Below are 13,048 nucleotides of genomic sequence, written 5' to 3' on the forward strand. Positions count from 1 at the left end.
TTGGCCCGCGCGCGCCCGGAAATCAATCAGCCGCGACGGATCAACTGCCGCAGCATGCCGTGGAAGATGCGCGTGTCGGCCCGGGTCAGCGGCAGGCGCGACCACAGGTTGCGCAGCGTCAGCTTCATCGCCGGCGCCTTTTCGGGCGGGAAGAAGAAGCCGGCCTCGACCAGCCGCTCCTCCCAGTGATCGGCCAGACGCTCGATCTCGAGCCGCGTGGCGGGCGCCTCGCCATCGGGACGGCGGCCCTGCGGGGCGGGCTGGGGCGGCAGGCTGTCCTGCGCCCATTCATAGCCGGTCAGCAGCACCGCCTGCGCCAGGTTCAGCGAGGGAAAGTCGGGATTGACCGGCACGGTGATGATGGCATTGGCCCGCGCCACATCCTCGTTCTCCAGCCCGGCGCGCTCGGGACCGAAGATCACCGCCACCCGGCCGCCCTGCGCCACCCGCTCGCGGGCATCGGCCATGGCCGTGGCCGGGGTCAGGACCGGCTTGGTCAACTCGCGCCCGCGCGCGGTGGTGGCATAGGCGTGATCTACGTCCGCCATCGCCTCGGCCAGCGTGGCGAACACCCGCGCCCGGTCCAGCACCCGGCCGGCGGCGCCCGAGGCCATGGCCACGGCGCGCGGGTTCGGCCAGCCGTCGCGCGGCGCCACCAGCCGCATGTCGGTCAGGCCGAAATTCAGCATGGCGCGCGCGGCCGCGCCGATGTTTTCGCCCATCTGCGGGCGGACGAGAATGATCGCGGGTTCCATGCGCGCGGCCATATCCTTCCGCAGACCTACTGGCAAGGCGCGCGGCGCTGCGCTATCTGCGGACGGAACACGAGGGATGACAGCGCCATGACAGACCAGCCCAACACGCCGCAACTCTACCTGATCACCCCGGTCGGCGCCGCCGCCTCGACGCTGGGGCCGATGCTGGCCGAGGTCATGGACCGCTTTCCCGTCGCCTGCCTGCGCATCCCCGGCGCCGGCACCGAGGAGGAGCTGGGCCGCATCGCGGATCTCGCGCGCGAGATCGCCCATGCCCGCGACGTGGCGGTGGTGATCGAGGACCATGTGCAGCTGGCGCAACGCCACGGGCTGGACGGCGTGCACCTGAGCAACGGCGCGCGCGGCGTGCGCCATGCCCGCAAGGAGCTGGGCCAGGACGCCATCGTCGGCGCCTTCTGCGGAACCTCGCGCCATGACGGCATGAACGCGGCCGAGGCCGGGGCGGATTACGTCAGCTTCGGCCCCTGCGGCGCCACGGCGCTCGGCCAGGGCGAGACGGTGCCGCTGGACCTGTTCCAGTGGTGGTCCGAGATGATCGAGATCCCGGTGGTCGCCGAGGGCGCCCTGACCCCGGCGCTGATCGGCCAGTTGGCGCCGCTGACCGACTTCATCGCCCTGGGGGCAGAGATCTGGGCGGAACCGGATCCGGTCGAAGCCTTGGGGCATCTCTGGCGCTGAAGGTGCCGGTGGCAGCTCTTGCCGGGGGTATTTGAAAAACAGAGAAGACGACTGGCTCGGACTGGACCGCACCGTCGGTAGAGGCGCGACGGCCGGCCTTCTCTGTTTTTCAAATACCCCGGCGGCGCTGCAGCCGGCGATGCGTCAGCCCTCTTGCGAAGCGCATTGCCGCGGCCTAAAGCCTTGCCATGACCCAGCATCAGCGCCTTCTCATCATCGATTTCGGCTCCCAGGTCACGCAGCTGATTGCGCGCCGCCTGCGCGAGCTGAACGTCTATTGCGAAATCCACCCGTTCAACGCGGTGGACGACGCCTTCCTCAAAGACTTCGGCCCGCAGGCCGTGATCCTGTCGGGCGGTCCCGCCTCCGTCACCCAGGCGGATTCGCCGCGCGCGCCGCAGAGCCTGTTCGAGCTGCAGATCCCGGTCTTCGGCATCTGCTATGGCCAGCAGGTGATGATGGAGCAGCTGGGCGGCCGCGTCGAATCGGGCCATCACGCCGAATACGGCCGCGCCTTCATCGCACCCGCCGAGGGCCACAAGGGCGACGGCATCTTCGCCGGCCTGTTCGACACCGGCCGCGAGGAAGTCTGGATGAGCCACGGCGACCGGGTGACGCAGCTCGCGCCCGGTTTCGAGGTCATCGGCACTTCGCCCAACGCTCCCTTCGCCATGATCGCGGACGAGGCGCGCAAGTTCTTCGCCGTGCAGTTCCATCCCGAGGTGCACCACACCCCGAACGGCCGCCGGATGCTGGAGAATTTCGTGCGCATGGCCGGCTTTACCGGCGACTGGACCATGGCCAGCTATCGCCAGGAGGCGATCCGCAAGATCCGCGAGCAGGTGGGCGACAAGCGCGTCATCTGCGGGCTTTCGGGCGGCGTCGACAGCTCGGTCGCCGCGGTGCTGATCCACGAGGCGATCGGCGACCAGCTGACCTGCGTCTTCGTCGATCACGGGCTTTTGCGGCTGAACGAGGCCGAGGAAGTCGTGACCATGTTCCGCGACAATTACAACATCCCGCTGATCCATGCCGACGAGAGCGAGCTGTTCCTGTCCGCGCTGGAGGGCGTCGCCGACCCGGAGGTCAAGCGCAAGACCATCGGCAAGCTGTTCATCGACGTGTTCCAGAAATACGCGAGCGGGATCGAGGGCGCGGAATTCCTGGCCCAGGGCACGCTTTACCCGGACGTGATCGAATCGGTCAGTTTCTCGGGCGGCCCCTCGGTCACCATCAAGAGCCACCACAATGTCGGTGGCCTGCCCGAGAAGATGGGGCTGAAGCTGGTCGAGCCGCTGCGCGAGCTCTTCAAGGACGAGGTGCGCGCGCTCGGCCGCGAGCTGGGCCTGCCCGAGAAATTCATCGGCCGCCACCCCTTCCCCGGCCCCGGCCTCGCCATCCGCTGCCCCGGAGAGATCACCCGCGACAAGCTGGACATCCTGCGCAAGGCCGATGCGGTCTTCATCGACCAGATCCGCAAGCATGGGCTTTACGACGAGATCTGGCAGGCCTTCGTCGCCATCCTGCCGGTGCGCACCGTGGGCGTAATGGGCGACGGGCGCACCTATGACTATGCCTGCGCGCTGCGGGCGGTGACCTCGGTGGACGGCATGACGGCGGATTACTACCCGTTCAGCCACGAGTTCCTGGGCGAGACCGCGACGCGGATTATCAACGAGGTCAAGGGCATCAACCGCTGCACCTATGACATCACCTCGAAGCCGCCGGGCACCATCGAGTGGGAATGACCCCGAAGGGCAGCCAAGGGGCTGCCCTTTTCGTTTCGGGGGCCGGATCCGGCGCAAGGCGCGGCTTTGCAAATTGACAAGGCCGGCTTAATGCCGCCCGATAAGGTTGCCGCCGCTAACGGCTTCGGCCCCGGAAACGCTGCCGGTTCCCCCCGGCCTGCCATTGCGGCAACCGTTCACAACAAGGATCCTGCCATGAGTTGCGCCTGCGGACATAACCACAACCACGCCCCCCCTGTGGCTTTGGGCGGCGAGGAGATCCGGCTGGACCGGCCGCTGGTCTCGCTTTCGGGCCGGCTGATCTGCCAGGACGCCGCGCAGATGCTGCTGGCCCTGGACCTGCTGACCGAACATGCCGAACTGAGCCGGGCCGAGCCCGGCAACCTGCGCTTCGACCTTGTCCAGGCCGAGGATCCGCTGGTCTGGGAACTGAACGAGCTTTACGCCGACGAGGCCGCCTTCCAGGCGCATCGCGACCGGTTGAAGGACAGCCGCTGGGGCCGCGAGAGCCATGGCATCCGGCGCGATTTCACCCGCAGCGAACCGATGCCGCGCATCCGGGCCGAGATGGCGCATGACCGCACCGCCGTCTCGGACCTGCTGACCCGCGCCTTCGGGGGCGAGGACGAGGCGCGCCTGGTCCAGGCGCTGCGGGCCGAGGGCAGCCTTGCCCTGTCGCTGGTCGCCGAGACGGAAGGCACCCTCGTCGGCCATGTCGCCCTGTCGCCGCTTCGGGCCGAGGCGCCGGCGCTGGCGCTGGCGCCGCTGGCCGTGCATCCCGCCGTGCAGTCGCGCGGCATCGGCGAGGCGCTGGTCCGTGCCGCGCTTGCCGCATTTGACGGCCATACCATCGTGGTCCTGGGCGACCCGACTTATTACGGCCGCTTCGGCTTTGCGCCGGCCGAGCTGGATTCGCCCTATGCCGGGCCGCATCTGATGGCGCTGGGACCGCAGCTGCCCGCAGGCAGCCGCATCGCCCACGCCCCGGCCTTCGCCGCGCTCTGACGCTTCAGCTTTCGGTCTCGGCCGGCGGCGGCTCCTGCTGCGGCAGCCGGAGCCGCACGCGTTTGACCCGGCGCGGATCGGCGTCGACGATCTCGAATTCGGCGCCGCTTTCATGCGGGATCACCTCGCCGCGCACCGGCACGCGACCGGTCAGCATGAAGATCAGCCCGCCCAGCGTGTCGATTTCTTCCTCTTCCTCGTCGGTGGCAAGGCGCAGTCCGGTCTGCGCCTCGACTTCCTCAAGCGCGGCGCGGGCCTGGATCAGCCATTGCCCGGGCTTTTCCTGGATGACCAGGCCGCCCTCGATCTCGTCATGCTCGTCCTCGATCTCGCCGATGACCTGCTCGATCAGGTCCTCGATGGTGACAAGCCCGTCCACGCCGCCATATTCGTCGATCACCAGCGCCATGTGGATGCGCTTCTGCTGCATCTGCTGCAAGAGCACGCCGATGGGCATCGAGGGCGGCACGTAAAGCAGCGGCCGCAACATCGGGCGCAGCGCGAACTTGACCGGGACCTGGGCGCCGAAGCCGTATTTCAGCGCCAGATCCTTGAGATGGATCAGCCCCAGCGGACTGTCGAGCGTGCCGCGAAACACCGGGATGCGGGAAAAGCCGTGCTCGCGGAACATTTCGACCAGTTCCGGCAGGCTGGCGGTCACCGGGGCGGCGGCGATTTCCGCCTTGGGAATGGCGACGTCATCGACGCGCATCCGCCGCAGGTTGACCATGCCGGGCACGCCCGCCGGGGCGGCGGCCGGCCCCTTGTCGCGATCCTCGGCGCCTTCCGGCTCGGGCTCTCCGCCGCCCAGGGCGCCGAGGATGCGCCCCAGAAAGCCGCGCGATTGCGGCAGGTCACGCCCGTCCCCGCCGATGCCATCCGCCCATGAGGCGGGTTCGGCAGAGACGGGCGTGTCGGGACTTCGGTCGTTACTCATGTCTCGTGTTCCAGATAAGGATCGGGGATGCCCAGCCTGCCCAGGATCGAGCGTTCGGCATCCTCCATGGTTTCGGCATCCTCGTCGTCGATATGGTCATATCCTGCAAGATGCAGCATTGCATGGACAAGAAGATGCGTGGCGTGATCGGCGAAGGGCTTGCCCTGCGCCTCGGCCTCGCGCAGGCAGGTGTCGTAGGAAATGGCGATATCGCCCAGCTCCTCGTCCCCCGGCGGCTCGGGGCGGGCGCCCGGGGCGCGCGGCTCGAACTCGGTCGAGGGCCAGCTCAGCACATTCGTCGGCTTGGGCTTGCCGCGGAACTCGGCGTTCAGCGCGGCGATGCGGGCGTCGTCGCAGCCCATGACCACCACCTGGAACGCGCCCAGGTCCAGCCATTCGCCCACGGCGCGGGCGGCGCGCTCGGCCATGGCGGGCAGGCCGGCATCCTCCCAGCGGTCGTCCTCCAGCACGATGTCGACGATCTCCGGCGCCTCGTCGCGGGCGGTTCCGGCCTCAGGCATCACCCGCCCCTCCTGCCATGCCGCCGCCCGCCAGCCGCGGCTCGCGGCGGCGGATGCGCTGGCCGCGCTCGTCGAAGATCTCGCCGCGGGCCAGCGCCGCCTCGGCCTCGGCGTCATAGGCCTCGATGATGCGGGCGACCAGCGAATGGCGCACCACGTCCTTGGCGGTGAAATAGCTGAAGCTGATGCCCTTGATGTTCTTGAGGATCTTCTCGGCATCGACCAGGCCGGAATGCACGCCGCGCGGCAGGTCGATCTGGGTGCGGTCGCCGGTCACGACCATGCGCGAGCCCTCGCCCAGCCGGGTCAGGAACATCTTCATCTGCATGGTGGTGGCGTTCTGCGCCTCGTCCAGCACCACGAAGCTGTTCGACAGCGTCCGGCCGCGCATGAATGCCAGGGGCGCGATCTCGATGCGCTTTTCCTCCATCAGCTTCTGCATCTGCTTGCTGGGCAGGAAATCGTTCAGCGCGTCATAGAGCGGCTGCATGTAGGGATCGACCTTCTCCTTCATGTCGCCGGGCAGGAAGCCCAGCCGCTCGCCCGCCTCGACGGCCGGGCGCGACAGGATGATGCGGTCGACATGGCCGCCGATCAGCATGGTCACGCCCACCGCCACCGCCAGATAGGTCTTGCCGGTGCCGGCCGGGCCGATGCCGAAGGCCAGCTCGTTGGCGAAAAGCGCGCGGACGTATTCCTTTTGCGCGTCGGTGCGCGGCTCGACGGTCTTCTTGCGGGTGCGCAGCTCGATCGGGCCGGTCTGGAACATCTCCAGCTGCTCGGCCGGGCTGGGCCCTTCGGTCACCGTCTCGCTGCCCATGCGCAGCGCCGCCTCGACCTCGGCCATCTCGACCGGGCGGCCCTGTTCCAGCCTGGCGTAAAGCGCGCGCAGCACCTGCGCCGCCTCGGCCTGGGCCTCGACGGGGCCGACGACCGACAAGAGGTTGCCGCGTCGCAGGATATGCACCTTCAGCGCCTCCTCGATGCGGGCGAGATAGCGGTCATGCGGGCCGCACAGGTCGATCAGCAGCCGGTTGTCGTGAAATTCCAGCAGGGTTTCGCCGGGGGTCGCGGTCGCGGGATGCGTAGGGGTCAGACCCAAATTCGTCTCCGAGGTGGGATTCTCAGTAACTCATGGTTGCAACTGCGCGGGATTCGCACAAGGGGGGCGGCCCCGCTGTTTTGGATTTGCAGCCGATTCGGCGGAAAAACGGGCATCACGCGCCGGGGCCCCGCGCCATGGGACGGGCCCGGCCTGCGACGAAATCCCGCAGGTAGTCGTCCTCGGCCGCGTCCATTTCGGCAACCCCGCCCTGCCAGCGGACCCGCCCTCGGTCCAGCAGCGCCACCCGGTCGGCGATGCTGCGCACCGAGCTCATGTCATGGGTGATGGTGATGGCGGTGGCGCCGGTCTCGTCCACGATGCCGCGGATCAGCGCGTTGATCGCCGCCGCCCGGATCGGGTCCAGCCCGGTCGTCGGCTCGTCGAAGAAGATCATCTTCGGGTCGGCGGCGATGGCGCGGGCCAGCCCGGCGCGCTTGCGCATGCCGCCCGACAGCTCGGCCGGGTAAAGATCCGCCACCTCGGGGCCAAGGCCGACGCGGGCCAGCTTTTCCACGGCGATGGCGCGGGCGCGTGCCTTGGGCATGGTCCGCAGCAGCCGAAAGGCGACGTTGCGCCAGACGGGCAGGCTGTCGAACAGCGCCGCGTTCTGGAACAGCATGCCGAAATGCTCTATGAACGCGCCCCGCTGCCCGGCCAGCGGCCGGCCCTGCCACAGGATCGCGCCGGCATCGGGCGTCTCCAGCCCCAGGATACAGCGCAGGAGCACCGATTTCCCGGTGCCCGAGCCGCCGATGACCACCAGGCTCTCGCCCTCGGCCAGGTCCAGGTCCACGCCGTCCAGCACCCGCTTGGCGCCATAGGCTTTGCACAGGCCGCGCACCGAGAGCATCAGAAGAACAGCCCCGTCAGCGCGAAATTGGCGGCGAGGATGCCGACCGAGGCCGCGACCACGGCATTGGTCGTCGCCCGTCCGACCCCGGCCGCGCCGCCGGCGGCCGTCATGCCGAACCAGCAGCCCGACAGCGCCACGATCAGCCCGAAGACCGCGCCCTTCAGCAGGCCCGAGACCACGTCCCAGCTTTCCAGATAGGCCCAGGAATTGGACAGGTAGAGCGCCGAGTTGAACCCCAGCGCATTCACCCCGATCAACCAGCCGCCCATGATGCCGATCACGTCGCCGACGCCCACCAGAACCGGCACGCACAGAAGCGCCGCCCAGAGCCGGGGCGAGACCAGCCAGCCCATGGGATCGGTGGACAGCGTCACCAGCGCGTCGATCTGCTCGGTCACCCGCATGGTGCCGAGTTCCGCCGCGATGGCGCTGGCGACCCGGGCCGCGACCATCAGCCCGCCCAGCACCGGGCCCAGCTCGCGCGCCATGCCGATGGCGACGATGGCGGGCACCACGTCCCCGGCCTGGAAGCGTTCGCCCCCGGAATGGATCTGCAGGGCCAGCGCCGCGCCGGTGAACAGCGCCGTCAGCCCCACCACCGGCAGCGACAGCCAGCCGATCTGCATGACCTGCCGCGCCAGTTCCGCCGGGTGCTGCCCGGCACGCGCCAGCCCGCGGGCGGCAAAGATCGCCACCCGGCCCGTCATCCGGGCAAGGCCGATCGCCGCCCTGCCGGTCAGCCGGATCGGGTTCACAGCCAGCGACGCTCGTAGCGCCGGCCGAGCGAGGTCAGGATCTCGTAGCCAATGGTGCCCGACAGCGCCGCCAGGTCGTCGACGCCCTGCCGGGCGTTCAGGATCTCCAGCGCCGGCGGCACGTCGGGCAGGTCGGTCACGTCGACGGTGATCAGGTCCATCGAGATGCGGCCGATCACCGGGCAGGGACGCTCGCCGGCCCAAAGGCTCAGCTTGCCATCCCGCGCCAGGGCCCGCGCCAGACCGTCGGCATAGCCTGCGGCCACCGTTGCCACCCGCGACGGGCGCGCGGCGGTCCAGGCATAGCCGTAGCCCACGGATTCGCCCGGTTTCACCTCGCGCGTCTGGATCACCGGCAGCGCCAGCGTGACCACCGGCTGCGCATCGCCAAAGGGCTCGCCGCCGTAAAGCCCGATGCCGGGCCGCACCAGGTCGAAATGATAGTCCGGCCCCAGCAGGATGCCCCCCGTCGCCGCCAGCGAGCGCGGCGCGGCCACGCCCTCGGTCATGGCGCGGAAGGCGGCGAGTTGCCGGGCATTGGCCGGGTGGTCCGGCTCGTCGGCGCAGGCCAGGTGCGACATGATCAGAGCCGGCCCGCCGGCCAGCGCCTCGGCCCGGACCGCGGCCCATTCGCCGGGCTCGAAGCCCAGCCGGTTCATGCCGCTGTCAAGCTGGATGCCGAAGGCTCCGCGCGGCCGCAGCGCCCGGTCGCGAAAGAACTGCTCGGGGCTGTTCAGCAGCGGAATCAACCCGGCCAGGTCGGCGCCCTCCATATGGCCCGACAGCACGAAGATACGCGCGTCCTCGGGCAGAAGCGGCCGGATCGCCTGCCCCTCCGAGGCCAGAGCCACGAAGAAATCCCGCACGCCTGCCGCATGAAGCGCCGGCGCCACGCGATCCGCGCCCAGCCCATAGGCATCGGCCTTGACGACGGCCGCCGCCCGCGCGCCGGGGGCCTTGGCCGCAAGCGCCTTCCAGTTGGCCACGATGGCCGGAATATCGATGACGAGTCCCATGGCAGCGGCATGGCTCTTGCCCATGGCGGCGTCAAGGCTTTTGCCAATTTTGCTATTTGCAGCGCGATTGGCTAGCATATTTTGCAAATTTTCGCCTTTCTGCTTCCCGCATGGGCGCCGAGCCGATAGTTTGCGCCAAACCCAAAGGGAGACGGCTCATGAAGGACATCCTCGGCGAACTGGAATCGCGCCGCCGCGATGCGCGGCTGGGCGGCGGGCAGCGGCGCATCGACGCCCAGCACGCCCGCGGCAAGCTGACCGCGCGCGAGCGGCTCGAACTGCTGCTGGACGAGGGCTCCTTCGAGGAATTCGACATGTTCGTCCGCCACCGCTCGACCGATTTCGGCATGGAGGAGGACCGCCCCTACGGCGACGGCGTCGTCACCGGCTGGGGCACGATCAACGGCCGCATGGTCTATGTGTTTTCGCAGGACTTCACCGTCTTCGGCGGCTCGCTGTCGGAAACCCATGCGCAGAAGATCTGCAAGATCATGGACATGGCGGTGCAGAACGGCGCCCCGGTGATCGGACTGAACGATTCGGGCGGCGCGCGCATCCAGGAGGGCGTCGCCAGCCTCGCCGGTTACGCGGACGTGTTCCAGCGCAACATCATGGCCTCGGGCGTGGTGCCGCAGATCAGCGTCATCATGGGCCCCTGCGCCGGCGGCGCGGTCTATTCGCCGGCGATGACCGACTTCATCTTCATGGTCAAGGACACCTCCTACATGTTCGTGACCGGCCCGGACGTGGTCAAGACGGTGACGAACGAGGTGGTGACGGCCGAGCAGCTGGGCGGCGCCTCGACCCATACCAAGAAATCCTCGGTCGCCGACGGCGCCTTTGAAAACGACGTCGAGGCGATGTCGGAAATCCGCCGGCTGGTCGACCTCTTGCCGCTCAACAACCGCGAGAAGGCGCCGACCCGGCCGTTCTTCGACGACCCGAACCGGATCGAGCCCAGCCTCGACACGCTGATCCCCGACAACCCGAACCAGCCCTATGACATGAAGGAACTGATCCTGAAGGTCGCGGACGAGGGCGATTTCTACGAGATCCAGAAGGATTTCGCCGCCAATATCATCACCGGCTTCATCCGCATCGAGGGCCAGACCGTCGGCGTGGTCGCCAACCAGCCGATGGTGCTGGCCGGCTGCCTCGACATCGACAGTTCGCGCAAGGCGGCGCGCTTCGTGCGCTTCTGCGACGCCTTCGAGATCCCGATCCTGACCTTCGTCGACGTGCCGGGGTTCCTGCCGGGCACCGGGCAGGAATATGGCGGCGTCATCAAGCACGGCGCGAAGCTGCTCTTTGCCTATGGCGAGGCGACGGTGCCGAAGGTGACCGTCATCACCCGCAAGGCCTATGGCGGCGCCTATGACGTCATGGCCTCCAAGCACCTGCGCGGCGATTTCAACTATGCCTGGCCCACGGCGGAAATCGCGGTAATGGGCGCCAAGGGCGCGGTCGAGATCCTGTATCGCAGCGAGCTTGGCGATGCCGAGAAGATCGGCGCCCGCACCAAGGATTACGAGGACCGCTTCGCCACCCCCTTCGTCGCCGCCGAAAAGGGCTTCATCGACGAGGTGATCCAGCCGCATTCGACGCGCCGCCGCGTGGCGCGCGCCTTTGCCAGCCTGCGCGGCAAGAAGCTGTCGAACCCCTGGAAGAAGCACGACAACATCCCGCTGTAACGGCGGACGACCGAGGGAGGAAGCATGTCGGGACTTGCGGCGATCGGCTTTGCGCTGGTGCCTCCGGCCGTTCTGGCCGGGGCAGCGGGCGCTGCGCTGGCGCAGGATGCCGCGGGCGACATCACCCTGCCCTCGGGCGCCGTGGTGCGCTGGCAGGAGACGCGGCACGACGATGCCGGCGGCTTCGGCCTGACCTATCGCTTCCGCTTCGTCATGCCCGACCTGGCGCAGCGCGTGCCGGCGACCAGCGGCCCGGCCACGGATTTCGCGGATGACGAGGCCCGCGGCCCGATCGAGATCGACACCGAAAGCGGCGAGACCCGGGGCGCCGAGCCCGATGACGGGCTGATCGACCCCGCGGCGCTGGAGGATCTGACCGAAGCCGATATCCCCGACGAAGCCGACGAGCAGGCCGCCGACGCGCTGATCGGCGAGCCGGTGCTGCCCGCCGCGCCCGATGTGCTGGCCCAGGACCCGGTGCATGACGACATCGTCTGGCTGTGCGAGAACTGGGCCCTGCCCCGCATCGCCGCGCCCGCGCCGCGGCCCAGCCAGATCATCATCAGCCTTTCGGATCGCGAACTGCCCTTCGGGGCGCTGGACCCCGAGGCGGTGCAGCTGTTCGAGGCCTTCCGCCTGCCTCCCGACCGCGACGTCTGCGAATGGGAGCCGTGGTGATGGCCGTTTCCCCGCGCCCTGATGCAAGCCTGCCACAGCCGCCCGCAGCAGCGCCCGCCTGCCTGCGGGGTGCCTGTCGGCACTGCGCGGCGCTGGCTATGATGGCGCCGCGGCCGCATGGGGCGGCCGAATCTCAACCGAGCAGTCGGGACGCAAGCGTCCCGCATTACAGGAGCACGACGACATGTCGAAGAAGCTTGCACTGGCCCTCGTTCTCGTTGGCCTCGCCGCGGCCTGCGCCAAGAAAGAGCCCGAAGTCACCCCGATTCCGGTCCAGCCCGAGCCGGTCTTCCAGGGCAAATACGGCGCCAACTGAGCCATTGGCCGCGCGCGGGCTGCAAGGCGGCCCGCGCCATCCGCGTCCCGCCCGCCCCCCGCGCGATCACGCAATCATCCAAGGGGGCAAGACATGCTGAAGCATCGCGGCTTTCCGGGCCGCCTTCCCGGCACCGATTTCCAGTTCACCATCCGCCGCGCCAACAAGAAGGGGGCAACGCCCCTGGTCCGGCGCGAGCGCTATCGCGACCGCAAGCCGGCCGACCGCCGCGCCGATACCGCCTTTCTGGCCGCGCTGATCGAGCATTTCGGCGAGGAACCCTTTCAGCGCGGCAATCTCGACGCCGGGCGGCTGTCCTGGCTGATCGGGCGCGAGGTGGTGCCGGTCGGCAAGCTTGATCCCACCGATTACGACCAGCTGCTGCGCGTGGACCTGAAGCGCGCCGAGGCAGGCTTTCCCGAACTCTTCGCCGAGGACGCCCCGGAATTCGACTGGGACGGGGCCGATTGGGACGACGAGGACTGGGACGACGAAGACGAGGACCCGCGTCGATGATCGGCCAGGGAACGGACGGGCCGCGGATGGGCGGATTGCCGCGTAGTGACGCGTTTTCACACCGTTGTCAGTTTCTTCCCGAAATGCTGCATGCAATATTGTGGGCACCTCTCTCATCAACGGCCCGTAACCGGGTCCATAATACAGGCAAAAAGCTATGCAAAAATCCGTCATCCTCCGTCTTTCCGGCGCGGTCCTGCTGGTCGCCGGCCTTGCCGCCTGCGAACAGGGCTATGGCGGCGGCGCGACCCTCTCGCCCGACGCGCAGCGCGCGGCCGGCGGGGCGCTGGCCGGTGCGGCCGTGGCAAAGATCATCGACGGTGACGTTGCCACCGGCGCGCTCATCGGCGCGGCTGGCGGCGCGCTTTGCGACGACGCCGGCGTCTGCCAGCGCCGCTACTGATTTCAACAGGGCCGACGGCGCAGGGCAGACCGCCCGCGCCGCAGCCCGCA

At 68.8% G+C, this 13,048-nt stretch carries 15 protein-coding genes; 8 read left to right on the top strand and 7 right to left on the bottom strand.

Translation table 11 applies throughout. The annotated features are described in order from the left end of the window. Window positions 1-26: 26 nt before the first annotated feature. A complete protein-coding gene (locus PARJ55_RS0100890) occupies window positions 27-767 on the bottom strand; it encodes an RNA methyltransferase (protein WP_028711265.1) in 741 nt (246 codons plus the stop codon). A gap of 75 nt (window positions 768-842) precedes the next feature. Here PARJ55_RS0100890 and PARJ55_RS0100895 point away from each other — a divergent pair, with 75 nt between their 5' ends. From PARJ55_RS0100895 to PARJ55_RS22910, 3 genes are all read left to right on the top strand, one after another. Continuing rightward, the gene (locus PARJ55_RS0100895) at window positions 843-1,454 is read left to right on the top strand and encodes a thiamine phosphate synthase (protein WP_028711266.1); all 612 of its coding nucleotides are present in this window, start codon (window positions 843-845) and stop codon (window positions 1,452-1,454) included. A 188-nt stretch (window positions 1,455-1,642) separates the two neighbouring features. Next, on the top strand, window positions 1,643-3,202 hold the full coding sequence (guaA, locus tag PARJ55_RS0100900) for a glutamine-hydrolyzing GMP synthase (RefSeq protein WP_028711267.1): 1,560 nt from the start codon (window positions 1,643-1,645) through the stop codon (window positions 3,200-3,202). Between the two features lie 195 nt (window positions 3,203-3,397). Further along, the gene (locus PARJ55_RS22910; protein WP_028711268.1) at window positions 3,398-4,207 is read left to right on the top strand and encodes a GNAT family N-acetyltransferase; all 810 of its coding nucleotides are present in this window, start codon (window positions 3,398-3,400) and stop codon (window positions 4,205-4,207) included. A gap of 4 nt (window positions 4,208-4,211) precedes the next feature. On the opposite strand, the gene PARJ55_RS0100910 is transcribed toward PARJ55_RS22910, so the two are convergent. The 6 genes from PARJ55_RS0100910 to alr form a co-directional block, all read right to left on the bottom strand. Further along, complete coding sequence (locus PARJ55_RS0100910; RefSeq protein ID WP_028711269.1) at window positions 4,212-5,144, bottom strand: CBS domain-containing protein; 933 nt, start codon at window positions 5,142-5,144, stop codon at window positions 4,212-4,214. Continuing rightward, a complete protein-coding gene (gene ybeY, locus PARJ55_RS0100915) occupies window positions 5,141-5,665 on the bottom strand; it encodes an rRNA maturation RNase YbeY (protein WP_051416111.1) in 525 nt (174 codons plus the stop codon). The genes PARJ55_RS0100910 and ybeY overlap by 4 nt, the downstream gene beginning before the upstream one ends. After that, entirely contained in the window at window positions 5,658-6,767 is a 1,110-nt protein-coding gene (locus PARJ55_RS0100920; protein ID WP_028711271.1) for a PhoH family protein, read from the bottom strand. The genes ybeY and PARJ55_RS0100920 overlap by 8 nt, the downstream gene beginning before the upstream one ends. 115 nt (window positions 6,768-6,882) lie before the next feature. Next, entirely contained in the window at window positions 6,883-7,620 is a 738-nt protein-coding gene (locus PARJ55_RS0100925; RefSeq protein ID WP_028711272.1) for an ABC transporter ATP-binding protein, read from the bottom strand. Further along, window positions 7,620-8,378, bottom strand: a complete 759-nt coding sequence (locus PARJ55_RS0100930; RefSeq protein ID WP_028711273.1) for an ABC transporter permease — start codon at window positions 8,376-8,378, stop codon at window positions 7,620-7,622. The genes PARJ55_RS0100925 and PARJ55_RS0100930 overlap by 1 nt, the downstream gene beginning before the upstream one ends. Continuing rightward, the gene (gene alr, locus PARJ55_RS0100935; RefSeq protein WP_028711274.1) at window positions 8,375-9,394 is read right to left on the bottom strand and encodes an alanine racemase; all 1,020 of its coding nucleotides are present in this window, start codon (window positions 9,392-9,394) and stop codon (window positions 8,375-8,377) included. Before alr ends, PARJ55_RS0100930 begins: the two co-directional genes overlap by 4 nt. A gap of 158 nt (window positions 9,395-9,552) precedes the next feature. On the opposite strand from alr, the gene PARJ55_RS0100940 reads away from it, so the two are divergent. The 5 genes from PARJ55_RS0100940 to PARJ55_RS0100960 all read left to right on the top strand — a co-directional run bounded on the left by PARJ55_RS0100940 (window position 9,553) and on the right by PARJ55_RS0100960 (window position 12,998). Further along, complete coding sequence (locus PARJ55_RS0100940) at window positions 9,553-11,085, top strand: acyl-CoA carboxylase subunit beta (RefSeq protein WP_028711275.1); 1,533 nt, start codon at window positions 9,553-9,555, stop codon at window positions 11,083-11,085. 24 nt (window positions 11,086-11,109) lie between these two features. Continuing rightward, a complete protein-coding gene (locus PARJ55_RS0100945) occupies window positions 11,110-11,763 on the top strand; it encodes a DUF6497 family protein (protein WP_028711276.1) in 654 nt (217 codons plus the stop codon). A gap of 184 nt (window positions 11,764-11,947) precedes the next feature. Then, a complete protein-coding gene (locus PARJ55_RS24755; RefSeq protein ID WP_256380431.1) occupies window positions 11,948-12,079 on the top strand; it encodes a hypothetical protein in 132 nt (43 codons plus the stop codon). Between the two features lie 93 nt (window positions 12,080-12,172). Continuing rightward, window positions 12,173-12,595: a hypothetical protein gene (locus tag PARJ55_RS0100955; RefSeq protein WP_028711277.1), complete on the top strand. Its 423-nt coding sequence runs from the start codon at window positions 12,173-12,175 to the stop codon at window positions 12,593-12,595. A gap of 157 nt (window positions 12,596-12,752) precedes the next feature. Beyond that, complete coding sequence (locus PARJ55_RS0100960) at window positions 12,753-12,998, top strand: hypothetical protein (RefSeq protein WP_028711278.1); 246 nt, start codon at window positions 12,753-12,755, stop codon at window positions 12,996-12,998. Window positions 12,999-13,048 lie beyond the last annotated feature (50 nt).

The organism is Paracoccus sp. J55, assembly GCF_000513975.1.
In the GTDB taxonomy this organism is placed as follows: domain Bacteria; phylum Pseudomonadota; class Alphaproteobacteria; order Rhodobacterales; family Rhodobacteraceae; genus Paracoccus.